We start from the raw sequence: 26,530 nt of genomic DNA, 5'->3' as shown, positions 1-26,530 counted from the left end.
AGTCATTAAATATAAAAGTAAATCGAAAAAAAACATGTTTACAATCAACTAATGATTAACAGGATGAAATGAGCAACTAAGAGTATGATCATTAACCACTCCAACTGCCTGTAAAAATGCATAAATAATAGTTGTACCCACAAATTTAAATCCACGCTTTTTTAAATCTTTTGAAATACTATCGGAAAGTTGAGTTGAAGCGGGAACTTCTTTAATGGTCTCCCAGTGGTTGCAAATAGGTGTGTGGTTGACAAAGTTCCATAAATAATTGCTAAAACTTCCGAATTCATTTTGCACGTCCATAAATTTTTGTGCATTGGTTGTGGCTGCTTTAATTTTCAATTTGTTTCTAATAACACCTTCATTGAGAAGTAAACGATCCATTTTTTCCTGAGTATATTGTGAAATTTTTTTATAATCAAAGTGGTCAAAAGCTTCACGAATGCTCTCTCTTTTTTTTAATACAGTTATCCAACTAAGACCGGCTTGAAATCCTTCAAGTAAAAGAAATTCAAACAGTAATCGGTCATCATATACCGGTTTACCCCATTCCTCATCATGATATTTTTTGTATATGTCATCAGATCCTACCCAATCGCATCGAATTATTTCCCTTTCCATACTAATTTATATTAATGTAAGATGCAAATGTAGATATTTATATAGGTATCTGATAATTATCGATTGTTGACTTTTGCATTTTGTTTTTTCTCTTCTTCCAACATTTGCTCAATGGTTTTTCTAGGCTCGTTTTTATTATAGGGAAAGACATCCGGGAATATATCTTGCCATTTTTTTAATCTTTCGTCATCTCTCCATTCAAAGTCAGGTAAATATCTGTTTTGCTCGGGAAGCCTACTTTCAGGGTATAATTTTGATTCTGCACTGAGCTGACATGAAACAATATCCATTTTGCGTTCAACAAACTCTCCTTGTAAAATTCCACATACAGATATGCTGATTCCCGTCCGTTGTTTACCTTTCGTTTTAGATTCTTCTTCTACATAAGTGATGGATTCAGCATTACCTTTTAAATCCACTAAATGAAGTTCTTCGTTTTGAAAATAGGCATGAAGCATTCTTCCTTTTGCTTGATTGAATTCCAATTTAGGACTTAAAGAATCTACTTTGCTAATTACAAAAGCATGGGATCTGCCATAAATGGAATCAATGGCTTGACTGGAACTATTTAAATACGCTGAAAGAGTGTCTGCGGTTAATTGTCTTCCTCCTGTTGACCAAAATATGGGTTTTTTATAAAAATCAATTCTTCCAATGGTTTCTTGATACACCAGAGAATCACTTTTTCCGGAAACATTCGATTTAAATAGTCTTCCGTTATGGTACCCCCGAATGGTGGATTTTTTATCTTTCCCTTGAATAGCAATCAAGGTATCGGAATGAATGTATAAAGAATCTTTAGTAAATGCTTTTACCATATAAGGCCTTCCTGTAATCATTGCAGAATCCTTAAATTGGTATACTTCAGCATATTCACCGATTAAAAATCTTTTTTCTTTAGGTTCTTCCAGTTTAACGTTTTTAATTCCTCTACCAAAACCTTTTATTTCATCAAAAAATAAATCATTTCCGGATAATATTTTCCCTTGGTAATAAACCTTTCCGTCATTTTTTAAATCGGATTGTTTGGTTTTGGTGTTGTAAGAACCCGTACTTCCCGTTACGTAAACCGTAGGATCTTTTTTATTGGTTATGCGGGTAAATTTAGTAAATGTTGCAATTTCATTTTTAGCATCATATTTAATATCAGACCCTTCTAATATATATTCCGGAGATTCTAACGTAGAATTATCGCCTAATTCAATTCGGTTGTCTTTAACAAAATATTTTCCAACTTTTGTATGAGTTATATTTTCGCCTTTATAAACTGTTCCCCAATTCTCAAAATAGGCAACATCCCTATTAGCATCATAGATCATTTCCTCGGTTTCAACCGTTTGATCGGGGGTAACTAATTTTACGTTATAATAGGCTATTGCATTTCTGGTTATTCCGTTATAGGTCAATTTTTTACAATTCAAGGTAGATTGTTTATCCCTAAAAAATACATTTCCTCTCGCTTCAATAAAATTTTTATCGCTAAAATAAATGATTGAATCTGCTTCTAAATGAGAAGTTTCGTGTTCTGCTATGACATGTCCTGAATAAACAATATTTCCGTTAAATACATGTTCATTCACCTCTTCCATGTCGGCATTGATAAGATTAATAGGTTTGGGATTATCCTTTTTGGAAGTAGCCGGAGGAGTAACTTGAGAAAATAAAAATACACCTGTGAATATAAAGAAAATAAAAAATATAATTTTTAAATTCATTTACTTGCTTTTCTTTTTTGCATAAAAGTATAAAGAATGACTTTCGATTTCAATATTAAATATTTTTTCTAATGAATCTTTAATTGTTTGAAGTCTAGGATCACAAAATTCAATAACTTCTCCCGAATCCATCATTAAGATATGATCATGTTGCTTAGCAAAATACGATTTTTCATATAAAGCTTGAAGTCCTTCTCCAAATTGATGTTTTCGGACTAACTTGGCATCTAAAAGAATTTCAATAGTATTATATATAGTGGCTCTACTCACTCTATAATTTTTTTCTTTCATTCTCATATACAGCCAATCGATATTGAAATGTTCATCTGTTGAGTAGATCTCCTCAACGATAGCAAATCTTTCAGGAGTTTTTCTATGTCCTCGATCTTCTAAATATTTTATAAAAACATCTTTAACAATTTCAAAATTTTTATTTGCAGTATCTGTACTCATGTTATAGAATAGGTAATATGCAAAGTTAGCAAATTAATTACCTTAATCATACATTCTTATAACATAATTTAAAATGATTTACTAAACAAAATAAATATTTTTTTTATGGAATAAATTATTTATTCAAAATAAAATATAAAAAAATCCTTTTGTTTGTGTAAAATATTTAAAAAAAAATAAATTTTAGTACAGTTTTTGTTTAATAAAGAATAATATTAAATACTTAAATTTTTATAACTGTTTTATAAATATGCAACTAGTTCTAACAAATAATATAAAAAAGCAATTATTTATTTTTTTTAATGCTGTTAATTTACTTTTGTTTAGTTGTCAGACCAATCAATCACAAGAAAAGAAAACGGATATAATGAGAAAAAAATTAGAGAAAATCACATTAGGAGGAGGATGTTTTTGGTGTTTAAGTCCTTGTTTTGAAATGTTAAACGGTATTACTAAGGTTACGGCAGGATATTCCGGAGGAAAAAAAGAAAATGCCAATTATAAAGATGTTTGTACGGGAACTACGGGTCATGCAGAAGTAATTGAAATAGAATACGATCCTGAAGAAATTTCTTTTTCAGAAATATTAGATATTTTTTGGTTTTTACATGATCCGACTCAATTAAACAGACAGGGAAATGATATTGGAACACAATATAGATCTGTTATCTTTTATAGAAACGAAGAACAAAAAATTCTTGCTCAAGAGTCTTTAAAAAAATCAGAATCTTCTGACTTATGGAAAGGTAAATATGTGACAGAAATAGTACCTTTTAAAGAATTTTATCCGGCTGAAGATTATCACCAAAGATATTACGAACAAAATCCTAATCAACCTTATTGCAGCTATACTATTGCACCTAAAATCCAAAAATTTAAATCTCGATTTAATTATAAATTGAAAACAGAATTTCAAAAAAGAAATGTGGATAAAAATCAAGCATAAGAAATTCACAATATAAAAAATTGTAGTAAGAATTAATTTAAATTATTTTAATTGTAGAAAAAAATATTTATAATTTTAATAAAAATAAATACAAAATATCTATATCAATTTAATTTATTTTTATAAATAATTAGTCTTTTTATAAAAAATTACGTTTTATTTTATCATGTATTATTTTGATTATATACTTTTAAAAAAAAATTAAATTATTTTTTTAGAAAAAAAATTATATATTTGCTTGGCAAAAAACAATATGTCGCTTAGTTCTAAAATTGTAGAAGAAGCTATCACATTTGATGATGTTTTGCTTATTCCTTCTTATTCAGAGATTCTACCTTCTCAAGTAAATTTAAAAACCCAGTTAACCAAAAGAATTCAATTAAACATTCCAATAGTTTCAGCAGCTATGGACACTGTAACTGAATCAGGTTTAGCCATTGCTTTGGCTAGAGAAGGAGGTCTGGGATTTATTCACAAAAATATGCCGATAGATCAACAGGCTGTTGAAGTTAACAAAGTAAAAAGGTCAGAAAACGGCATGATCTCCAATCCCATTACCTTAAGTCGAAACCATACCTTACAGGATGCGCTCATGTTAATGAGGGAGTATAAAATATCTGGCTTGCCTGTAATAGAAGAAGATGATACCTTAGTCGGCATAATTACCAATAGAGATATTAAATATCAATCGGATTTAAATCAGAAAGTAGAAGATGTCATGTCCAAAGAACATATTATCACTTCTTCAAAAAATACTTCTTTGGAACAAGCCAAGCAAATATTATTAAATAATAGGATAGAAAAACTTCCTATTATAGATGATCACAACAAATTAATAGGGTTGATTACCATAAAAGATATTGATAATTTGTTGGAATATCCCAATTCATGTAAAGATTCTGAAGGAAGACTTAGAGTGGGAGCAGGTGTAGGAGTAGGGGATGATACCTTAGAAAGAGTCGAAGCATTAGTTAAAGCCGGAGTAGACATAATTGCAGTAGATTCTGCTCATGGACATTCAATCAATGTATTAAATAAAATCAAAGAAATCAGAGCTTCTTTTCCCGATTTAGATATTGTTGGTGGAAATATAGTTACCGCACAAGCGGCAAAAGATTTAATAGAAGCCGGAGCCAATTCATTAAAAGTGGGGGTAGGTCCCGGTTCTATATGTACCACTAGAGTAGTAGCGGGAGTAGGAGTACCACAATTATCTGCCATATATAATGTCTATGAATATGCCAATCAGCATCATATACCGGTAATTGCAGATGGAGGAATTAAACTTTCGGGAGATATAGTTAAAGCTATATCCAGCGGTGCATCCTGTGTCATGCTGGGATCTTTATTTGCCGGAACCGATGAAGCGCCCGGAGATGAAATTATTTTTCAAGGAAGAAAGTTCAAAAGTTATCAAGGTATGGGTTCAATTTCTGCCATGAAAAGAGGAAGTAAAGACCGTTACTTTCAATCAGGAACAAAAAAATTAGTACCAGAAGGAATTGAAGGAAGAGTTCCTTATAAAGGAAAATTATCCGATGTGGTTTATCAATTATGTGGAGGAATTCGTGCAGGTATGGGCTATTGCGGTACAGAAGATATAGTAAAATTGCAAAAAGAAAGTAAAATGGTTAAAATTTCTTCTGCAGGATTAAAAGAAAGTCATCCTCACGATGTTATAATTACTCAAGAAGCACCTAATTATTCTAATTAAAAAAAATATAATATTTTGTTAAAATTTTGGCATAGGTTTTGTCGTTTACTATGGTGTATAAAAATAATATAATAATTATGAAAAAAGTACTTTTATTGTTTACTATTTTTTTAGGTAGTATAGCAATATCAAATGCACAGATTGTAACTACACCACAAACTTCGGCTAACGTAGGTTCTACACCAATTCAAAAAGGAAGCTGGTTGACCGGAGCAGGTATTACAAATCTCGGCTATGATTTCGAAAACAAAGGATTTTCATTTAATTTAACTCCTAGAGTTGGGTATTTTCTTTCTCATGGAATAGCCGTTGGTGCAGCTATAGATTTCGGGGCAGTATTTCAAGATGATGAAAAACCTATTTGGAACTATGGAGTTATGCCTTTTGTAAGATATTACTTCCCTGAAGGTGCTAAAGAAACCGGAAGATTTTTTGCTGAAGGTGATGTTGGGTTCAAAGGAGCAGCAGTTAACGGAAGCTCAGACAGTGGATTTGCCTTTGGTGTAAATGTGGGTTACGCTCATTTTATTACCCGTTCTGTAGCGTTAGAAGGTACAATCGGATATAACTATGCAGCTGCAATTCAAAATATTAACAACGGAAACAAACAAAGTGGTTTAGGTTTTGGTTTAGGATTTCAAATTTATATTCCACAATCCAAATAATTTAACTGCTGTTAAAAAAAATTAAAACTCCTAGAAAATAGGAGTTTTTTTTATGAAATAAAGTCAGTTGCCATCGGTTTAATGAATTAAATATTACTTGTTTATTTTATACTACTATCCAATAATTACAAAAGAAATAAACTAACAAAACATTATCGTTTTATTGACAGTAAATGGAATATTAACATAATTATAGCGAAAAAACTACCTACACTAATCACCCCGGTCCAATTATAAATTTCAAAAGCATAAGCAGAAATAAAGGTTCCCAGTGATCCACCGATAAAATAACTGGTCATATAAATAGTATTAACACGATTACCTGCTTCCGGGTGATTTGAAAAAATAATAGATTGATTAGTAATTTGGGTAGATTGCACACCAATATCAATTAATATAATCCCAATAGTTAAACCCAAATAAGAATAACCTCCATAGTAGAATATAATCCATGAAAGTAAAATCAATAATGCGGTAAAAACAAGTATCGTATTTTTATTGAATTTAGATATAACTTTTCCCATGAGGGCAGCAGCCAAAGCTCCAAATGCACCTACTAAGCCAAATTTTCCGGCTATATTACTTGCTGATCCATCACTTAAATGAAAATTTTCTTCAAGATGAAAAACCAAAGGAGTCCAAAAAGCACTTAAAGAAGCAAAACTAAGTCCTCCTCGTAAAGCGGCAGAGCGTAATGATGAATCTGTTTTAAAAAGCTCAACGAGTGAAAGCATTAACTTTTTATAATTTCCTTTAAAATTCGGGTAGATTTCCGGTAAATTAAAATATATCAAAAGATAAACAACCCCCATTAATATCGCTGCGATATAAAACATTTCTCTCCATCCTAAAATATCGCCGATATATCCACTTAAAACCCTCGATCCCAATATACCGATGAGTAATCCGCTCATCACAAATCCTACGGCTTTAGGTTTATCTTCCGGAGCTGCCAAAGTTGCAGCCATGGGTATAAATAATTGAGGAATAACTGAGGTAAAGCCTATTATAAAACTTATGGGAAATAATAATTCTATGGAAGGACTGACAGCCATAGCTAATAAACTACCAATAATGAATATAAAATCAATAAGAATAATTTTTTTTCTACGAAACATGTCACCTAAAGGAATCAGAAAAAATAGTCCACAGGCATAGCCTATCTGCGTAAACATGGTTATACCGCTTATTTTTGATTCACTGACATTAAAATCTTTGGCCATTAAACCCAATAGTGGTTGGTTATAATAGTTATTTGCTACTACTAGTCCTGAACTAATAGCCATCAGCCAAAGTATTTTAGGAGTAAGTTTTGGTTGAGAAAGGTCCATTGGTTATTAATAGTGTTTAATTTATAAAAATATTAAATTAATTTTAAGTATATGAAATTTTTTATGAATGAATTATAAAAACAATAATAATTGAAACTTTAATTTTAATATTTTAATGAATGTTAAAGAAATTTAAGAAGATTTAAAAGGGAACGTTTTTAGTTTGCATATATAAAATTTATTTGGAGGTATTCATTCATTGTCACATTGTGGATCTAGCTAAAAATAAAGAAATTTGAAATGTGTACGAATATAGTTATTTTTGTACATTCAATACTAAATTATGGGCAAGGATAAACTTCGTAAATTTGCTGAAAACAAGACTTTTGATAATGTAATACAGCCTACGAGAGATGAAATACTTTCTAATTTTCATTATAAAGGTAAATGGAAAGAAGAATTTTTTAAAAATGATAATCCCATAATCATTGAATTGGGTTGTGGAAAGGGAGAATATTCCGTTGGTTTAGCGCAACATTTTCCCGATAAAAACTTTTTAGGAATAGATATTAAAGGAGCACGTTTTTGGAGAGGAGCAAAAACAGCCATAGAACAACAAATAAAAAATGTTGGTTTTTTGCGCACTCAAATTGAATTAATTGAACATGTATTTTCTCCCGGTGAAGTAGATGAAATTTGGATAACATTTCCGGATCCACAAATTAAATATAAAAGGACAAAGCACCGATTAATAAATTCTATTTTTCTTGAAAAGTATAAAAGAATTATGAAAGAAGGAGGAAGTATCCATTTAAAAACGGATAGTGAATTTTTACATGGGTATGCCAACGGATTAATACATGGTTTGGGATATACCGTGTTATCTTCTCACCATGATATTTATGGAGCGCCGGAATATGAATTACCTTCTTACGTAAGAGAAATAAAAACTTTTTATGAGAATATGTTTTTGAAAGAAGGTAAACCTATCACCTATCTGAATTTTAAAATATAACTATAAACGGAATTTCTTGATATATGATTCACCTATTATAAATATCTTAACTAGATAGATACTCTAAATGTAAATTATATATAATGAAAAAAGGATTGAGTAACAATCCTTTTTTATGTTATTATAATATTTTTGTATAAATAATTTAATCGCAAAGTATTATACCTTTATTGTTATTAAATTCTAATAATCCGCTCTTTATAGTGAATGTTTGGTATTTGCCATCATTCGTTAATTTAGTAGCGTTGGAAGAAGAACTTACATTTTCCAGCTTAATGATTCCGGGTTCAAGAGTAGAAACAATAGAAGCATGGTTTTCCAACATTTGAAATTCACCCAATGAACCTGGAACTGTTATAGATGACACTTCACCGTCAAAAATAACCTCTTCCGGAGTAAGTATTTGTATTTTCATCAAAATTTAAAATTATTCAACAAATTATTTTTTTAATTCAGCTAATAGTCTTTCGCCATGTTCAATAACTTCTTCGATAGTTCCCTTCAAGTTAAAGGCAGCTTCCGGATATTGATCTAATTCTCCGTTAAGAATCATATTAAACCCTTTAATCGTGTCTTTAATATCCACTAATGCACCGGGAGTTCCCGTAAACTGTTCTGCAACATGGAAAGGTTGTGAAAGGAATCTTTGTACTTTTCTAGCTCGATAAACCACTAATTTATCTTCTTCACTTAATTCTTCCATACCTAAGATGGCAATAATATCTTGTAAAGCTTTATATCTTTGAAGGATTTCCTTAACATTTTGAGCACATTCATAGTGATCATTTCCTAAAATTTCAGGAGAAAGAATTCGCGAAGTAGATTGTAGTGGATCTACGGCCGGATAGATACCCAATGAAGCAATTTTCCTGTCTAATACAGTAGTAGCATCCAAATAAGCAAATGTAGTTGCAGGGGCAGGGTCAGTTAAATCGTCTGCCGGAACATAAACCGCTTGAACAGATGTAATAGAACCGTTTTTAGTTGAGGTAATTCTTTCTTGAAGTGCACCCATTTCACTGGCTAAGGTAGGTTGATACCCTACCGCAGAAGGCATACGTCCTAATAAAGCAGAAACTTCCGATCCGGCTTGAGTAAAACGGAAAATATTATCTATAAAAAACAATACGTCCCGACCTTTTCCGGCTCCTAATCCGTCTCTATAGTATTCGGCTAAGGTTAAACCGGATAGAGCCACTCTGGCACGAGCACCAGGAGGTTCATTCATTTGACCAAAAACAAAGGCAACTTTTGATGATTTTAAAGCTTCAAAATCAACTTTTGAAAGATCCCAACCGCCTTCTTCCATAGATTTCATAAATTCATCTCCATACGAGATAATTTTAGATTCCAACATTTCCCGTAATAGGTCATTACCTTCACGAGTTCGTTCTCCAACACCGGCAAATACAGATAACCCACCGTGTCCTTTAGCAATATTGTTAATCAATTCTTGAATCAATACGGTTTTACCAACTCCAGCACCTCCGAAAAGTCCAATTTTACCTCCTTTGGAATAAGGCTCAATTAGATCGATAACTTTAATACCGGTATATAAAACTTCTGCAGAAGTAGAAATATCTTCAAAATTCGGAGAAGGCCTGTGTATAGGTAATTCATGGGTTTTGGGTACATCACCGATTCCATCAATAGCTTTTCCGATAACGTTGAATAAACGTCCGTTAATTTCTTCACCGATAGGAACCGTTATAGGTTTATTGGTTGCTATAACTTCCTGACCTCGATATAAGCCATCCGTAGCATCCATAGCGATACATCTAACTGTATCTTGACCTATATGTTGCTCAACTTCCAGTACTAAATTGGGTTCGTCGTTATCTTTAATAACTTCTAAAGCATCATATATATTGGGAAGTTGTTCTACGTCATCAAAAACAACGTCTATAACCGGACCTATTACCTGAGATATTTTACCTTTATTTTCAGTTACCATATAATTTAAAATTCAAATAATTACATTTCCTTTGTGGAATTACAAATATACTATTTTAAAGCTTATAGGCGTTGAAAAAAAACCAAAAAAATATCATATTTTTGCAGACAATTTGTTTTCATTACCGGTGAATATTCATACTAAAAATTTCAGAGTAGCTAAAGAAAATAAAATTATACTAACTTTAGGTATGTTCGATGGAGTGCATTTGGGCCATCAGTTTGTTTTAAACTATTTACATGATATTGCTAATAAAGAGGGAGCTGAAACAGCAGTTATGACATTCAATCCACACCCCCGATTTGTTTTACAACCTACTACTGAACTTAAGCTTTTAACTACTTTAAATGAAAAAATACAACTTTTGGAAAAATTTAATGTGCAGCATTTATTTGTACAAGAATTTACGAAAGAGTTTAGCCGGTTAAGTGCCTTAGAATTTGTTAGAGATCTATTAGTATCCCAATTACACATACATTCATTAGTTATTGGTTATGATCATCAATTTGGAAATAATCGGGATGGAAATTACGAACGCTTGCAAACATATTCCGAACAATTTGGATTTACTCTTTACAAACTTCCTTCAGTAAGTGGATATACTTCTGTAATCAGTTCCACTAAAATTAGAAATAAAATTAGCGAAGGTAAAATAGGTAAAGCAAACGAGTATTTAGGTTATAATTTTTTTATGAAGGGCAAAGTGGTTACCGGTGATAAGATAGGAAGAACGATCGGTTTCCCTACTGCAAATATTGAAATTGTACCACATAAGATATGCCCAAAAAATGGGGTATATTACGTCAAAGTTAAGATTAAAGATGAATTTTTTTACGGGATGATGAACATAGGAATGCGTCCTACCATACAAGGTTTAAAAAAACAAATAGAAGTTCATATACTTGAATTTGATAGGGATTTATATGGAAAAGAAATTGAAATTTATTTCTATGATAGAGCACGTGATGAGATCAAATTTTCTTCATTAGATAATCTTAAGGCTAGATTGACTTTGGATAAGAAAAACACACAAAACTATTTTAAAGGTTTATATAATTAATTTTTCAAAATAAGTGTATCCGACTAAATTTTATAAGACAATCATTTCGATAAAGGTTTAACGTCGATTAAAGTAAGGGTTACTAAGAGGGGAACATTAGATCCAATTTTATTTTCATCTCCATATAAACCATAGGCAGTGAAGGAGGGGAGGACTATTTCAGCTACATCTCCTTTTTCCATCATGTACAATGCTGACTCAATTCCTCTTATCTCTTTAAATTTTCCTAAAACTCCCTGCTTTTCACCAAACTCATCAAAAGAATAAATTACATCTCCTGAAAGTGTTTTTATTTCAGCAGAATATTTAATCCAACTATTATTTTTAGGTTGTGGAGATTTTTTATGTGAAATAAATCGAATCCATATACCCGAAGAAGTAGGCATAAATTTTAAATGTAAAGAATCCTCTCGTTTACTAATCCAGTTTTGCAAGAAATCCCTTTCCTTATCTTCTCTAGCTTTAGAGTTTTCTAATAATTTTTTGCCGTATGCAGATTTTGAATTAGTAACCGGAAGGAAAATTTCTTTTTTTTGACACGAAAAAAAAATGCCTATACAAAATAAGTATATAATTGCAATGTTAAGAAATTTCATGGATTTCGTTTTCAATTATATTTTTAAATCTTGAAATAGAATCTTTTAAAGAAAGATCACTTCTACCACCGGCAGCATTAATATGTCCTCCGCCATTAAAATAGCTTCGAGAAAACGCATTAACATCAAAATTACCTTTGGAACGGAAAGAAATCTTAACAAAATCATTTTGCAGATCTTCCATAAAAAATGCAACAAACTTAATGCCTACAATGGAAAGCCCGTAATTAACAAATCCTTCCGTATCTCCTTTTTGATAACCCAATTCTAACAATTGATTTCTGGTCACATACAATATTGCAGTATTTTTATTAGGAATAAGTTCAATGGATTCTAAAACACAGCCTAAAAGTTTTAGTCGTTCCGGTGTATTACAATCAAAAATATTGGAAGCTATAAGATCCGGTTTTGCACCTTTTTCCAAAAATACGGATATAATTTTATGAGTTTCGGCGGTGGTATTTTTAAACCGAAAACTTCCGGTGTCAGTTAAAATTCCGGTATATAGACAAGTTGCTATTTTTTCATCGATTTTTGATACTTCACCTAAAGCATCAATAAATTTATAAATCATTTGGCAAGTAGCCGGTTGAGAAGTATCTGAATATATGTAATCAAAATTATCCGGGTTTTGATGATGATCAATCAACACTTTAACGGCTTTTGATTCATTTAATTTTGTTTCCAATTGATTAATCCTTGAAGAAGTATTGAAATCAAGACAGAAAATTAAATCTGCATTTCTAAAAGCTATTTCAACGAATTTTACCCGATATTCACCAATGATAATATTTTTGGCTTCCGGCAACCATTTTAAAAATTTAGGAAATTCATTCGGTACAATTATCGTGGATTGAACTCCAAGGGTACGTAAAAAATGATATAATCCTAAAGAAGAACCAATGGCATCACCATCCGGATTCTGATGAGCCAAAATGAGTATATTTTTTTTTGTTTTTATTAATTGTTTTAATTCATTGAGTTTTTCAGGTGTAAACATCGTACTGTATAATTTTGGTAAATGTAAAAAAAATCACTCTTTTATGCAGAGTGATTCTTACTATAGGTTAGATATTTTAGTTGAAATTTTAATAATTGTCGTAAGCATTGGTTGCATCACCACCAAAATCCCACGTCAATCCAAATCGTAACGTATTGTCTAAAGCATTATTAACACTTGAAGTTGTAATCAGATAGGAAAAATCAATACCGAACGATTGATATTTAAGACCTGCTCCTAGTGTTACATATTGTCTTCCTCCTTTGTCAGGATTTTCGTAGAAATAACCGGTACGAAAAGCAAATGCGTTATTGAAAGTATATTCACCTGCAATGCTGTACGTAATTTCTTTGCCTACATCTTTATTACTAAATGATTTAAACATTCCGGAAATAAAACTTTTATCGGGAACTTGATATGTTATGCTACCATCGGGATTTTTAACTTCTTCGGGTGCAGGAACAAGTAATTTTGTAGCTTCAAAAGTCAATCCCAATTTATTATCGTCATCGAAATACAGGTCATAACCCACACCTAATCTTAAATTAGTAGGCAAATAGCTGGAATTTTCTTTGCTGTCAGAGTAGTCTAATTTAGGTCCCATATTAAATAACCCCCAACCGGCTCTCCACCTTCCTTCATAATTGCCGAAAGAACTGCTTTTTTCAGATTGGAAATATCCGGTTACGTCAACTGCAAATGTATTGGCAGCCTTTGTTTGGGCAGATGAATTGTCAACATTGTTAAATAAATCGGAACGAACGTACCTAGCGGTAACCGCCATGGAATATACATCCGCTAATTTAAGTCCATAAGACACATCTAATGCAAATTCATTAGGTTTAGAAATACCTTTTTCAACAATGTTATTTCCCAATAATTCGTTAAGTTGGATTTCACCCATGTTGAAATAATAAATACTTGCGGCTAATGTGCTTCTTTCTTCTTCACCGAGGAATGTATAAAAAGTTCCATTTAATAAAAATACATCGCTAGTTAGTTTATTCATGTAAGGAGTATATGAAAGACCTACTCCGGAATAACTAGTTCCAAAAACATATTTTGAAGGGTTCCAAAATTGGGAGAACCCATCGGGTGACGTTGCCACCCCTTGATCACCTAAACCGCCAGAACGAGCATCCGGTGATATTCTTAAAAAGGGTGCTCCGGTGACTATGGCGTAATTTCTATTCTGAGCCTTAAAGGCGCTAAATAATAACAACGTCAGAATTAAAATTCTTTTTTTCATGAACTATTTGAGTTAAAATGATATAAATTTTTTTTATTATAGCGTTTTTATAATGCAAAAATAAATTTTATTTTAATATTACCAATTTTTCCACTTGAGAAACTGAACCCTTACAAAATTCAGATGTTCCTTTTATTTTTACACGATAAATATACACACCTTTTCCGATTTTGTCTCCAAAATCATCCAATCCATCCCATTCAATTCCGAATTTGTCGGTTCTGTATCCTTCGTTAAATGGTTGAGAAGTAACGGTTTTGTTAATAGTTTTAACTAATTTTCCGGATACGGTAAAAATTTGGACTTGAACATCAAGAATATCGGGACAATTATGTTCAAAATGAAAAAATGTTTTAGTTGTAAATGGATTAGGCCAGTTTAATAATTTTTTTATTATTAATCCCTGATCACCGTTATCAACAACTAAAAAATCTAAGGTAGCAGAAGATGAATTATTATTAATATCCCAAACTTTGAATTTAATTGAATGATTTCCTGTTTCAAGATTATCTAATCGATACCAAACTTTTCCTTTTTGATAATCTTTTAAATTCGGATTTAGACAAGGAGAAGATTCTCCCCCGGTATAAAAATCATTTAGAATAATGGTACCGTTTACATTATTATTTAATACGCCCGTGATATCATGTCCAATTCCTAAACCGGTTGAATTAATACCGGTACTATCCGTTACACAGGCTAAAAGATACGGTGAGCGATCAGTTATTCCTCCATTAGCAAAATTTAGATTATTCATGTATAAACCTATTTTTGGGCCTTCCGAATCATTTATTCCATTGGGATTTATATCTCCAATTTTTAAATCATTTTTAAAATATAAGGCGTCAATTTCAGAATTATCGGCATATAAAAGTAATTTGCCATCGCCGATATCATAATTAATATCTTTAGGAACGTAAAATTCTATTTTAAAATTTCCATCTTTAACTTGTGAACCCCCTTTATATATGGCATTAACCTGTTCTTTATATTCAAGAGGTGGTTTAAGTGAATTATAATTAAAATTATTTAGAGTTTTTTTATCCACAGGTTTATCATATAAAACAGTTTGGATATTTCCTGAAAAAGAGGGATCAACATCTCCATTTTCATTTAGTACTTGGCCTTCAATGGTAATAAAGTCAAGGGCTTTTATAACACCCGAAAAATGGTCAGCATCCAATCCGTTTATTTTAGTAACCTTAATTTTACGTTTTGGGTATACCAATGATTGTGCGGGATCTCCTAACAAATTTATTTTTCGACTTTCTCCACTTAAGATATCTTTTTTGGAAAGTCGAAGTGCTTCACCTAGAGCTATATATTGATTACTTCCAGTTTTTTTTGTGAATATGTTTTTCATGATTATAGGATTCATATTCAACCCATAATATATTGACAGCGCCCTATTAGTTGTAATCATGGAATTTGCTCCACCATTTTTTTTGAGATATAATAAATCCCCTAAAGAATTTAAAGAAGGATTGTCCCATACGGAAACATCGCATGAGATAGTAATAAATAAAGGCAATCGAGAATAATCTCTGTTGAAATTAGACAAACTGTTTACATCTTCTTTTGAAAATAGCCTATATTGAGAAAGAGATAATGTACCGCCATGTCCAAAATAATTTATTACTAAATTACCATTGTTAAAAGCGGCTTTAATAGCTTCATTTACCTGTGGAAATCTGGCTCCACCTGTAGTGTAATCTGCATTATAAGAATCTATATATAACTTTTTAAGCGTATATTCTTTTAAAGATTTATCAAAAATATTTTGAGCAATAGTTTCTTCCATTTTTTTATGGAAATTATTATCACTGTCAATATCAACAATAATAGAGGCGTTTAATCTCCAATTTCCAAAAGGAGTACCTTGAGGAGCTTTTCCATTATCGTATTTTACACTTTTATCTACACACGCAGTTGCTTCAGATAGATTTTTTGCAATCATTCTTCCCACTGCTATATCTAATTGACTGGCTGAAAGATTGGCATCTTCTCCTATTAAATTAGCTTCATTATCATCTAATATCGTTATAAAATCATCTGTTGCATAAGAATAATTAAGACCGGTGCTGTTATAACTTTGATAGGTAGGAATTAAGTTATGTCCGGTTCCGGTTTTATTTTTATAGTCATAAGAGGCAGAACCCAGTAGAAGCACATATTTTAATTTTCCATTGTCTTTCTTATATAAATAACGTAAAAAATCCCTTATTGCGGTTAAATCTTGTCCCCCGGAGCTAAATTCATTATAAATTTGATTTACTGTAACTACTTCAACTTTTAATTGATTTTTAGATTGATGTAAATTTTTAATGCGATTTGCCTGCGAAACAAATTCAGGAACAGTTATTACAATATAATCTACTTCGGAGATGGAATGTAAAGCCTGATTTGAAATTTTACCAACAACTTCCGGAATGTAGGCAGCTGAGTGCTTAAAGGCAATCATCTCATTTTTAAAATTAGTTGATAACAATTGATAGGAATATGTAAAGGCATTTGCTGATCGTTCCAGTTTTTTTGCGTTGACTACATCTGAAACATCCCACACTTCGAAATCTTCAGAAGGAACAAAAGTAAACCCATATATTTTTCCATCTTCAATGGGATCAAATGTTCTGAAATTCATTTGACTACCATTAAATTTAAGCTTTTGTTTATATAAGACTTCAAAATAATCGGGATAAAATTCAGCCGAGGGATTGGCCGAATTATCAAATCCTAAAGTAAATTTTAATTGATTATTAGTTGGAGTAATAGTTTGTGTTTGGCTTCCAATTGCAAAATCAATTTCATTAGGAGATGGTCTTAAAATCGATGAATATACCGGATTATCATTATATGACACATTTATTTTTCCGTTAATACCGTTTCTTGATACCCAAGAATATTTCCAAGTTATGCTTGAACCCGGAACTAAGTCATGCACCGGAAATAGGATTTCTTTATAATTTTTCAATCCCAAATTTTCGTCCAGCCATATTTTACCTAATTGATTTAAATTTAGTCTATCTTCTTCAAAAAATTGATGATCATCGTACTCTACATATACTTTAGCGTTCGGTGTTTTGTAAGGATTGGATTGAATTCTTTTTCCCGCAGTTTGATTGACGTTAATAAAATAATATGCATAATCTTCATATATATTTTTTTTATGCTTTACCGTTGAATTTCTTATCCAGTAGTCCGGTCCTTGCCCATAAAATAATATATAATCATCTGAATCAAAAATTCCATCATTTTCTCCACGTACAAAAATGGCATTTTCTTTTAGATTATCGTATCTGAACGATGAGGTTGGTTCCGGAAGCATTTTTCCTCCATTGCCAAATATTCGTATAGTTTTGGGATCTAAGGAATTACAATTTATTCCTAATGATTGTAATAAATTACGATCAATTTTATATATTCCTGTTTTAGCTATTTTAATTTTATACCATGATCCGTTTTTTAGAACACTTTCAACATTCAAAAAGGATTCTGTAGATGAAAAATTTTTATGAAACGAATTTTTTTTCTCAATGGTAAAACGTACCAGTTTAAAAATGGTATTGCCTGTTTTCTTTAATGTTTTAATGGTTACCGATATAAATTTTTGATCTCGTGACTTAGTAATTGACGCGCAGAAAATATCATCATCGGGAATGAAATCTAGAGGCGTATCGCCAAGTTGCGATTTTTCAATAGGTTGCCATTGTAAATTGGTTAGAAATACATCTCCATTAAAATCTGTTTTCTCGGCATAATATAAAGTAGGTATTCCTTCATCAATGGAATAGTTATCATTGGTAAAGAAAGGATATTTTTTTACTTGCTCAGTAGAATAATAAAAATTCTTTATACCGTCCCAATTAATCGTAATAGTTTGTGCCACAGGGATAAATGTGGACACTTGAATGAAAAACGCTATAAAAATGTATAAAAATCTTTTCATTTAACACTAAATAACGAATAAGTAGAAATAATATTTTACTAAATATACAATATCTACAAATAAGTTAACGTTATTTGAGGTTATGTAATATAAAGTAGAAAAAATTTTTCTTTCAGTAATATTATATTATTTTTGCATGATCTTAATTATGAAAATAAATACAATGAGAATCGGGAAATTCATATTATTATTATCCGTTGTTTCTTCAATTTCCTTAGCATTAGTTAGTTGCGGTGGTGGGAGAACTAAACCTGGCGGTGGAACTAAAAATACAAAAAGTTTGACCGGATGGAAAGCCAACGATAGAAACGGCTGGTTTTATAGTAAAAAGAAAAAGACTGAAAAAGGTTGGGTTGGAATGGTATTCGTGGAAGGTGGAGCTTTTACTATGGGATTAGTTAAAGACGATGTAATGCATGATTGGAACAATACCCCTAACCGAATGCAAGTAAGATCTTTTTTTATCGGTGAGACTGAAGTAACAAATTATGAATATCGTGAATATGTAACTTGGTTAAAGTATGTATATTCACCAACGGATGAGAATTATAAAGATATTTATTATGGAGCCCTTCCTGATACTCTTGTTTGGAAAAACAAATTATCCAGAAACGATGTTTATTCAGAAGATTATTTCAGAGCTCCTCAATTTGATAACTACCCGGTAGTTGGAGTAAGTTGGTTACAAGCACAAAGATATTGTGATTGGTTGACTGATAGAGCCAATGAAAGAGAATTAATGAATAAAGGTATTATCCCAAAAGATTTTTATAGTAATCCGGCCAATAATGTGGGTTCAAATTCATTTAATGTTGAAAAATATAAATACAATGATCCTGAATTAGAAGGTATTGTTAACCAAGATAAAATCGCTAAACAAAGCGGTATAACCAGCAAAAATGATAGAATTATAGCAGTTAATAAAAGTGCTCAAGGAAATTTAGTACAAAAATTCAGATTACCTACAGAAGCAGAATGGGAATATGCTGCACTGGCTGAAGCAGATAACAGACAGTATAATATCATTGAAGGTAAAGATGTAATGATCAATAGAATGCGTGCTAAAAAAGGAAGAAATAGAGGTCAATTCCTGGATAATTTTAAATCCGGTGGACAAGGTGATTATTCCGGTAGTGGAGGTTGGGCTAATGATGGGAATGCAATTACTTCTGATGTTAGAGCATATCCATCCAATCCATTTGGTTTATATGGTATGTATGGAAATGTTGCTGAATGGACACAAGACGTTTATAGACCTTTAATAGATACTGATTTTAATGATTTCAACTATTATAGAGGAAACGTTTATCAACAATTTATTAGTGAAGAAGGAAATCCCGGAAGATTTAAAAAAGTTGATGACGGTTCAATTCAATACGATACTTTGGCAGACGGAAGAAAATTGTATAGAAATTTATCAGGAAAATTTGAAACAGAGATTGTTGATGATGCAAGAAACTTTAGAGACGGAGATTTACAATCATCTTTAGAATCGGGAGATGGTCGTGTTGATTCAACCGGTACTTTTAATTACTACAATTCACCTATTAGAAACTGGACAGTAGATAAAAACGGAAGAGTAGTGTTAGATAAAGATTCCAAACAAAGAACCTCCCAAATCAGTAATGATTTAAGAGTAATTAAAGGAGGATCTTGGAATGATACCGCTTATTGGTTAGATCCGGGACAAAGAAGATATATGCTTGAAAATGAGTCTGCCGTATGGGTTGGATTTAGGGTAGCTCAAGATCATAAAGGTAAAGAATCCTCTTCTAAAAGAACCAAAAGAGGAGCAAGCAATAGAGTTCCCAGAAAATGATGTAAAATATATTAAATAGTATAAACAAAACATAGAAGGCTATCCTCAAGGTAGCCTTCTTTATTAATTCAATCTGTATGAAGATCGGGGATAAAGTAAAACTACTGGATGAAGAAGGAATTTTTACTATAAAAAATTTTATAGGAAATAAAGCAGTTTTAATAGATTCTTATGGATTTGAAGTTACACATTTACTAAATAACTTAATTGCTTATGATAAATATGCAAACATGTATACTGAAGTTATCGATTTTAATGCTAAAAAAGAAGATGTAACTTCTAAAAAGACAAACAATGTAGCAAAAGAAATTATACAAGAAAGAATTATTGATTTGCATATAGGAAATATTGTTGATTCTTTTAAAAACATGATGCCTCATCAAATGCTTGAAAAGCAAATTAATAAAGCTATGGAGGAAATAAAATCAGCCAAGAAAGATAAGGTTAAGAAGTTAATATTAATACATGGCAAGGGAAAAGGAGTATTAAAAAAAGAAATTTATAAAATATTAAATAGTATGAATGATATTGAATATTTTGAAGCAGATATAATTAAATATCGTTTTGGAGCCGTTGAAATAAGATTTAAATAGTAATCATCTGCTATGTCTTCTTGCTGTTAACTATGAAAATTCTAAGAATCTTAACGAATATAATTTTAGTAATTTTACCTTTATTGTGCTTTTCACAAAGTGATAAAATACTTATATCAGCAACCTTAGACAGCCTAACTAAAAATATATCCGTAAAACAAAAGATCATTTTTTATAATAATACGGGTATAACTTTAGATAAAATATATTTACACGCAGCCGCTAATTCCTATTCTAATACTAATACGGTATTAGGAAAACGAAAATTAGAGGATAGAAATAAAACTTTATATTTTTCAAAATATATGGATAGAGGTCGAATCAATGATTTGACCATCTTTATAAATAAACGACAACCCGTTTTTTTACTTAGAGATTTTGAATTTTACGAAGTAAATCTTTTTTCTCCTTTATCACCCAATGATAGTATATCTTTAGATTTAAATTATAATATAAAAATACCTTACAATAAAATTACCGGATATGGATTTTCCTCGAAAGGTACTTATGTATTAAAAAACTTTTTTATACAACCTTTAGATTTTATCAATTCAAAACCCAAGTTGGAGCCTTTTACCGATACTGAGTTTAATCCCTATAGAAAAACCAATTATACTATTAACTTTTACTATCCTGTGGGTTTATATATGGATGGAGATCTTACAAAAGTAGGAGAAAATCAATTACAGGGAACATGCGGTGATGCTGTTGCTATGATCCTTACTAAAAATAAACCGATTTCTTTTATTTATACTATAAACGGATCGCAAACCGAAGTGGTTATTGGATATTCCATTAATGAAGAATTTAAAGAAATTTATTATAAAAATATCAAACGAGAATTACTATTTTTAAATGAAAAATTAGGCAAACTACCCTCAAAATTATTAATTAGCTCTAAAATTAAAAAAGATCATAATTTCATAGGAGTTGATGATATTAAATTATTTGGTTTAAAAGAATGGAAACTTTTTCCTGATGACGTAAAAATTGATCTTAAAATGTTTCAACAAATTGCCTATTCAGTTATTAATCAGGTAATACAAGTGGATAAAAATAAATATCATTGGATACCTAACGGTTTGCTTACCTATTATCAATTAAATTATTTAAAGAAGTATTATCCTGACACTAAATTATTAGGTGATCTTCCTAAAGAACTTAGCATAATAAAAATTAAACCGTTACAATATTTTTTCATATCTAAAGTTCCTATAACCGATCGATATAAATTAGGATACAGATATATAGCCACTCAAAATTATGATCAGCCGATAAGTGAAGATTTTTTAGAATTGAGCAATATCAATCAGTATATAATTAGTGGATTTAAATCGGGATTAAGTTTTAATTTTCTATCCGCCTATTTGGGAGCGGATCTTTTCGAAAATTCAGTTAAAAAGCTTATTGAAGAAGGAAAAGATCGTGAAATTACTTCATCAGATTTTCAAAGTATTTTAGAAACAAACTCTCAAAAAAATTTAGCATGGTTTTTTCAAAATTATATAGTTACCAATGATCGTATTAATTTTAAGATAAAAAAATTTTATGAGGATAAGTATGAAAAAGATACTATAAAAGTACGTATCACTAATAAAACGGCTTTACCAATTCCAATATTAATCACAGGAGAAAAAAACAAGAAGATAATCAATCAGAAATGGGTATTTTCAACCCATAAAGATTCTTTATATTCATTTAAAAATGGAGAATATGATCGTTTACTTATAAATAAAAATTACCTGTTTCCGGAAATTAACGATAATGATAATTTATTGAACACAGAGGGTATTTATAAGAACCGAAAGAAATTGCAAATGAAATTCTATGCAGACGTTGATAATCCTAATTATACACAAATTTTTTATGAACCCAATATAAACTGGAACAATTACGATAAATTTATACTAGGTTTACGTTTTTATAATAGTTCTCCATTTTCAAGACCTTTTGAATATTCATTTTCTCCAACCTATTCAACAGGAACCAAAAGTTTAACAGGTTCAGGATCCTTAAATTACAATTACGATTTGCAAGAGGGCATATTCAGAAGAATGTCTATGGGAACTGGATATACTTATTATCATTATGATAAGAATTTGAGTTATAAAAAATATTCAGGAAACGTAAATCTTATATTTAAGAAAAGGCCCAGATCAGATATTAACAGAACCATAGGAATTTCATTCAATAGTGTCGAAAGAGAAAAAGATCCTTTTAAAATATTAGAAAAAAATGATTATTCCCATTACAATCTGCTGGATCTATCATATTCGCATTCAGATAAAAGAATAATCAATGAATGGTATAGTAAAACGAACTTCCAACATTCTAATATTTTCAATAAAATAAGTACAGAAATATATTTTAGACATGAATATGCGCCGAATAAAAAAATAACTTTACGCTACTTTGGAGGATATTTTATAAACAATCATTCAAACTCTACTTACTTTGATTTCGGAGTAGATCATATCACAGATTATAGTTTCAATTACATGGATTATTTAGGAAGATCTGCAACCGGTGGATTGTTTTATCAACAATATATAATGGCTGAAGGAGGGTTTAAATCCATGTTGGATAAATCAGCCAATAAATGGATTACTTCACTAAATGGAGAAATACATTTATGGAAGCCTTTTGACTTATATGCTGATATGGGATTGTATTCGAATAAAAAGAAATCTACCTATTTTATCTACGATTCAGGAGTTAAATTGAACATAATACCTGAATTTTTAGAATTGTATTTACCCATTCAATCAACGTTGGGATTTGAACCGGCAAAAAATAATTATTTATCCCATATTCGATTTACCTTTAATTTTAACTTAAGCGCGGTGGTTACCCATTTTCGGCGGGGATGGTATTAGTTAAATTCTTTTGTATTTCAGAAAGAAAGCTAATCAAAACATCTATTTCCTCTTTTGTATTATAGTGGCTGTAAGAAATGCGTAACGTCGTTGTATTTTTTAACTCTTCTTCGGTATAAAGCTGCAACATGGTTTTTGACGGTTTAGAAGCACCGGAAGCACAGGCGCTTCCTTGAGAAACGGCGATACCCTTCATATCGAGTTGAAAACCAACCAAAGTATTGGGAAAAGGAAGCAAAATACTTAAAAGAGTATAGTTACTTTTAGTAAAGTCTGTTCCATGTCCATTAAACAAAACCCCTTGTATATTTTTAGACAATTGATCAATCGTATATTGTTTTAAATCTTCAATTATTCTTCTTCTTTCTTTTAATTCTTGCATAGCATAATCAAAAGATTTACCTAAGCCAACAATCCCGTAAACATTTTCAGTTCCTGCTCGTAAATTACGCTCCTGAGTTCCTCCGGTTATCATACCTTTTAAACCGCTTGATTTTCTTATAAAAGCCATTCCTATTCCTTTTGGACCATGAAATTTATGGGCACTGCAAGAAGCAAAATCAATGGGTGTTTTAGAGAAATCTAAAGGATAATGAGCCATAGTTTGAACGGTATCTGAATGAAATAAAGCTCCATGTTTTTTACATAATTGAGCAATACAATCAATATCCGTTAAATTTCCAATTTCATTATTGGAATGCATTAAAGAAACTAATGTTGGAGTTTTTTCTTCTAATAAATCTTCTAAAAAAGCAATATCCAAATCCCCTTTTTTATTCTTCAAAGGAAGAAAAACAACTTCAATTTCAGGATGCTTTTCTTTTAGATCTCTGATGGTTTCCAAAACAGATTTATGTTCTAAGGGAGAAGAAATGATTCGTTTAATAGATAAATTTTCTATACAAGAACGTAAAATTAAATTATTAGACTCAGTACCGCAGCTTGTGAAAATAATTTCATTAGGATTTACATGCAACCATTGAGCTATATTTTTTCTGACCATTTCTATTTTTGACTTGCTTTCTTGCCCAAAGCTGTGTATAGCAGAAGGGTTACCAAAATCTTCTTTCATAGATTGAATCATTGCTTCAATAACTCTTTCATCTATAATAGTTGAAGCGGCACTGTCTAAATATATTTTTTTCATTGGTTAATTGCTTAATTATAATTCAAAAGTTGCTCGTATTCAATTTTAAATGCATGCAGATAATTTATTTATCGAAATAAATTACTTCATAAGATTAACATTTAAAATATAAATAAAAACTAACATAGTAAAACATTTATATTTTCAATATTTTCTAATAATAAATTTTATTAGCCTAAAATTTAAAATTATGTAAATCTATAGTATTACAAAAATAAAAAATATATGATCATAAATTTATGTAAGCCTGCGATAACAAGAATATTTATAAATAATTCGAAGTAAAAAATAGATAATTTACTAAGAAAGCCCTAGTAAATTATCTACCGGGACTTTCAAAACTAGTATATTTTATACAAATCTATTTTTAATTTATAATTTTACCAAAAAAATGATAATAATTATTTAACGAATTATATTTATTAAAAATAAATTAAAAATCACACTTAAGACTTATTGGAAATTAATATGCTTTCAGCTTTATCGTAATTAAATTCATTTTCCCTTCTGGCAACAACAATAGTAGCAGCTGCATTACCTATTAAATTAGTCAAAGCTCTTGCTTCACTCATAAATTTATCAATACCGAATATTAACGCCACAGCCTCAACCGGTACATGTCCTACTACCGGAAGGGTAGCGGCAAGAGTAATAAAACCACTTCCTGTTACCCCGGCTGCACCTTTTGAGGTTAAAAGCAATACCAAAAGAAGCGTAATTTCTTGTTGTAAATTCAAATGCATGTCTAAAGCTTGAGAAATAAAAACAGCAGCCATGGTAAGATAAATCGAAGTACCGTCGAGATTAAAAGAATAGCCGGTTGGTATAACCAATCCAACGACAGACTTAGAACAGCCTATTTTCTCCATCTTGCTCATAATTCCCGGCAATGCTGATTCGGAAGATGAGGTGCCGAGCACTATTAAAAGTTCTTCTTTAATATATTTGATAAATTTAAATATGTTGACTTTATTGTAATAAAGAACTGCTCCGATAACTCCGAAAATGAAAACAATACACGTTAGATAAAAGCATAAGATTAACATTCCTAAATTACTCAATGCTTTCAATCCGTAAACTCCAATGGTATATCCCATAGCACCCATGGCTCCTAAAGGTGCCAGATACATAATTATTTTTATAATAGCAAAAAGTCCATCCAGGAAAGATTGCATTACGGATAGAACCGGTTTTGAAGATTTAGGTCCAATTTTTGTCATGGCAAAACCAAAAAGAATGGCAAATACCAACACTTGAAGTAAATTATTAGAAGCAATTGAAGCAATAACATTTTCAGGAATCATATCCAAAATAAAAGTAATTATTCCGTGATCTTCTTTACTTTTTTCTATATAATGGGACATAGATGAAGAATCCAATGCATAAGGATCTACATGCATGCCGTTTCCGGGTTTTAGCACATTAACGAAAACCAAGCCGATGATTAAAGCTATTGTTGTCATAATTTCAAAATAAACAATAGCTGTTAAACCAACCTTACCTACCTTCTTAGTATCTTCCATTCCTGCAATACCCAGCACAATGGTACAGAAAATCAAAGGTCCTACGATCATTTTAATTAGCTTGATAAATCCGTCTCCTAATGGTTTTAGCATTTCACCAAGTCCCGTACTGTGTTGTTTAACCCCATTAACTATAATATCTTCACTTGGGAAAAAATATCCAATAAGAATACCTATAATTATGGCAATTATTACTTGTACGTAAAGACTTTTAAGTATTTTCATATTGTTTTTATTTTATTAAGGACAGTAATATATGAATAATATATTTGAATTGTTATAAATTGTAATTTTTTTCTTTAAAAAACATTTTTTGTAAATGTAATTATTTGAAATATAATATTTTGCGCTAATTTAATTAAGAAAA

The 26,530-nt window shown here is 30.7% G+C and carries 20 protein-coding genes; 8 read left to right on the top strand and 12 right to left on the bottom strand.

The features are described 5' to 3' along the window. Positions 1-48: 48 nt before the first annotated feature. Genes C4S75_RS04200 through C4S75_RS04190 form a run of 3 tightly spaced genes read right to left on the bottom strand, consistent with a single transcriptional unit; the run spans position 49 to position 2,789 of the window. Positions 49-621, bottom strand: coding sequence for a DNA-3-methyladenine glycosylase I (locus C4S75_RS04200; protein ID WP_105297071.1), 573 nt, complete (start codon positions 619-621; stop codon positions 49-51). A gap of 56 nt (positions 622-677) precedes the next feature. Continuing rightward, positions 678-2,336, bottom strand: a complete 1,659-nt coding sequence (locus tag C4S75_RS04195) for an OstA-like protein (RefSeq protein ID WP_105297070.1) — start codon at positions 2,334-2,336, stop codon at positions 678-680. Continuing rightward, complete coding sequence (locus C4S75_RS04190) at positions 2,337-2,789, bottom strand: Fur family transcriptional regulator (protein ID WP_105297069.1); 453 nt, start codon at positions 2,787-2,789, stop codon at positions 2,337-2,339. 367 nt (positions 2,790-3,156) lie between these two features. On the opposite strand from C4S75_RS04190, the gene msrA reads away from it, so the two are divergent. The 3 genes from msrA (at position 3,157) to C4S75_RS04175 (ending at position 6,114) form a co-directional block, all read left to right on the top strand. After that, positions 3,157-3,735 carry a peptide-methionine (S)-S-oxide reductase MsrA gene (gene msrA / locus C4S75_RS04185; RefSeq protein WP_255410582.1) on the top strand — a complete coding sequence of 193 codons (579 nt, stop codon included), beginning with the start codon at positions 3,157-3,159 and terminating at the stop codon, positions 3,733-3,735. 253 nt (positions 3,736-3,988) lie between these two features. Further along, a complete protein-coding gene (gene guaB / locus C4S75_RS04180; RefSeq protein ID WP_105297067.1) occupies positions 3,989-5,449 on the top strand; it encodes an IMP dehydrogenase in 1,461 nt (486 codons plus the stop codon). A gap of 77 nt (positions 5,450-5,526) precedes the next feature. After that, entirely contained in the window at positions 5,527-6,114 is a 588-nt protein-coding gene (locus C4S75_RS04175; protein ID WP_105297090.1) for a hypothetical protein, read from the top strand. Positions 6,115-6,266: 152 nt separating this feature from the next. Here the strand turns inward: C4S75_RS04175 and C4S75_RS04170 are convergent, their stop codons facing one another. Next, positions 6,267-7,445: an MFS transporter gene (locus C4S75_RS04170; RefSeq protein WP_105297066.1), complete on the bottom strand. Its 1,179-nt coding sequence runs from the start codon at positions 7,443-7,445 to the stop codon at positions 6,267-6,269. Positions 7,446-7,728: 283 nt separating this feature from the next. On the opposite strand from C4S75_RS04170, the gene trmB reads away from it, so the two are divergent. After that, positions 7,729-8,400, top strand: coding sequence for a tRNA (guanosine(46)-N7)-methyltransferase TrmB (gene trmB / locus C4S75_RS04165; protein ID WP_105297065.1), 672 nt, complete (start codon positions 7,729-7,731; stop codon positions 8,398-8,400). Positions 8,401-8,545: 145 nt separating this feature from the next. Here trmB and C4S75_RS04160 read toward each other — a convergent pair whose 3' ends face one another. Further along, positions 8,546-8,815 (bottom strand): F0F1 ATP synthase subunit epsilon, encoded by a 270-nt coding sequence (locus C4S75_RS04160; protein WP_105297064.1) that lies wholly within the window; start codon positions 8,813-8,815, stop codon positions 8,546-8,548. Between the two features lie 24 nt (positions 8,816-8,839). After that, on the bottom strand, positions 8,840-10,354 hold the full coding sequence (gene atpD, locus C4S75_RS04155; RefSeq protein ID WP_105297063.1) for a F0F1 ATP synthase subunit beta: 1,515 nt from the start codon (positions 10,352-10,354) through the stop codon (positions 8,840-8,842). Positions 10,355-10,385: 31 nt separating this feature from the next. Here atpD and C4S75_RS04150 point away from each other — a divergent pair, with 31 nt between their 5' ends. Beyond that, entirely contained in the window at positions 10,386-11,414 is a 1,029-nt protein-coding gene (locus tag C4S75_RS04150) for a bifunctional riboflavin kinase/FAD synthetase (protein ID WP_255410581.1), read from the top strand. Between the two features lie 41 nt (positions 11,415-11,455). Here C4S75_RS04150 and C4S75_RS04145 read toward each other — a convergent pair whose 3' ends face one another. The 4 genes from C4S75_RS04145 to porU form a co-directional block, all read right to left on the bottom strand. Further along, complete coding sequence (locus tag C4S75_RS04145) at positions 11,456-12,010, bottom strand: FKBP-type peptidyl-prolyl cis-trans isomerase (protein ID WP_105297062.1); 555 nt, start codon at positions 12,008-12,010, stop codon at positions 11,456-11,458. Then, on the bottom strand, positions 11,997-13,010 hold the full coding sequence (locus C4S75_RS04140; protein WP_105297061.1) for a bifunctional oligoribonuclease/PAP phosphatase NrnA: 1,014 nt from the start codon (positions 13,008-13,010) through the stop codon (positions 11,997-11,999). Before C4S75_RS04140 ends, C4S75_RS04145 begins: the two co-directional genes overlap by 14 nt. Before the next feature lie 88 nt (positions 13,011-13,098). Continuing rightward, positions 13,099-14,259: a type IX secretion system outer membrane channel protein PorV gene (gene porV, locus C4S75_RS04135; protein ID WP_105297060.1), complete on the bottom strand. Its 1,161-nt coding sequence runs from the start codon at positions 14,257-14,259 to the stop codon at positions 13,099-13,101. A gap of 67 nt (positions 14,260-14,326) precedes the next feature. Then, positions 14,327-18,205 (bottom strand): type IX secretion system sortase PorU, encoded by a 3,879-nt coding sequence (gene porU / locus C4S75_RS04130; protein WP_105297059.1) that lies wholly within the window; start codon positions 18,203-18,205, stop codon positions 14,327-14,329. 148 nt (positions 18,206-18,353) lie between these two features. On the opposite strand from porU, the gene gldJ reads away from it, so the two are divergent. The 3 genes from gldJ to C4S75_RS04115 all read left to right on the top strand — a co-directional run bounded on the left by gldJ (position 18,354) and on the right by C4S75_RS04115 (position 23,493). Next, positions 18,354-20,024, top strand: a complete 1,671-nt coding sequence (gene gldJ / locus C4S75_RS04125; RefSeq protein WP_370431228.1) for a gliding motility lipoprotein GldJ — start codon at positions 18,354-18,356, stop codon at positions 20,022-20,024. Between the two features lie 77 nt (positions 20,025-20,101). Continuing rightward, on the top strand, positions 20,102-20,617 hold the full coding sequence (locus tag C4S75_RS04120) for a Smr/MutS family protein (protein WP_105297057.1): 516 nt from the start codon (positions 20,102-20,104) through the stop codon (positions 20,615-20,617). A 32-nt stretch (positions 20,618-20,649) separates the two neighbouring features. After that, positions 20,650-23,493 carry a hypothetical protein gene (locus tag C4S75_RS04115; protein ID WP_105297056.1) on the top strand — a complete coding sequence of 948 codons (2,844 nt, stop codon included), beginning with the start codon at positions 20,650-20,652 and terminating at the stop codon, positions 23,491-23,493. On the opposite strand, the gene C4S75_RS04110 is transcribed toward C4S75_RS04115, so the two are convergent. After that, the gene (locus tag C4S75_RS04110) at positions 23,465-24,640 is read right to left on the bottom strand and encodes a cysteine desulfurase family protein (protein ID WP_105297055.1); all 1,176 of its coding nucleotides are present in this window, start codon (positions 24,638-24,640) and stop codon (positions 23,465-23,467) included. The two genes, C4S75_RS04115 and C4S75_RS04110, sit on opposite strands and share 29 nt — an antisense overlap. Before the next feature lie 446 nt (positions 24,641-25,086). Further along, a complete protein-coding gene (dctA, locus tag C4S75_RS04105) occupies positions 25,087-26,388 on the bottom strand; it encodes a C4-dicarboxylate transporter DctA (protein WP_105297054.1) in 1,302 nt (433 codons plus the stop codon). Between the last annotated feature and the right edge of the window lie 142 nt (positions 26,389-26,530).

Source organism: Apibacter sp. wkB309, assembly GCF_002964915.1.
In the GTDB taxonomy this organism is placed as follows: Bacteria; Bacteroidota; Bacteroidia; order Flavobacteriales; family Weeksellaceae; genus Apibacter.
This window is presented reverse-complemented; position numbering and strand designations above follow the sequence as displayed.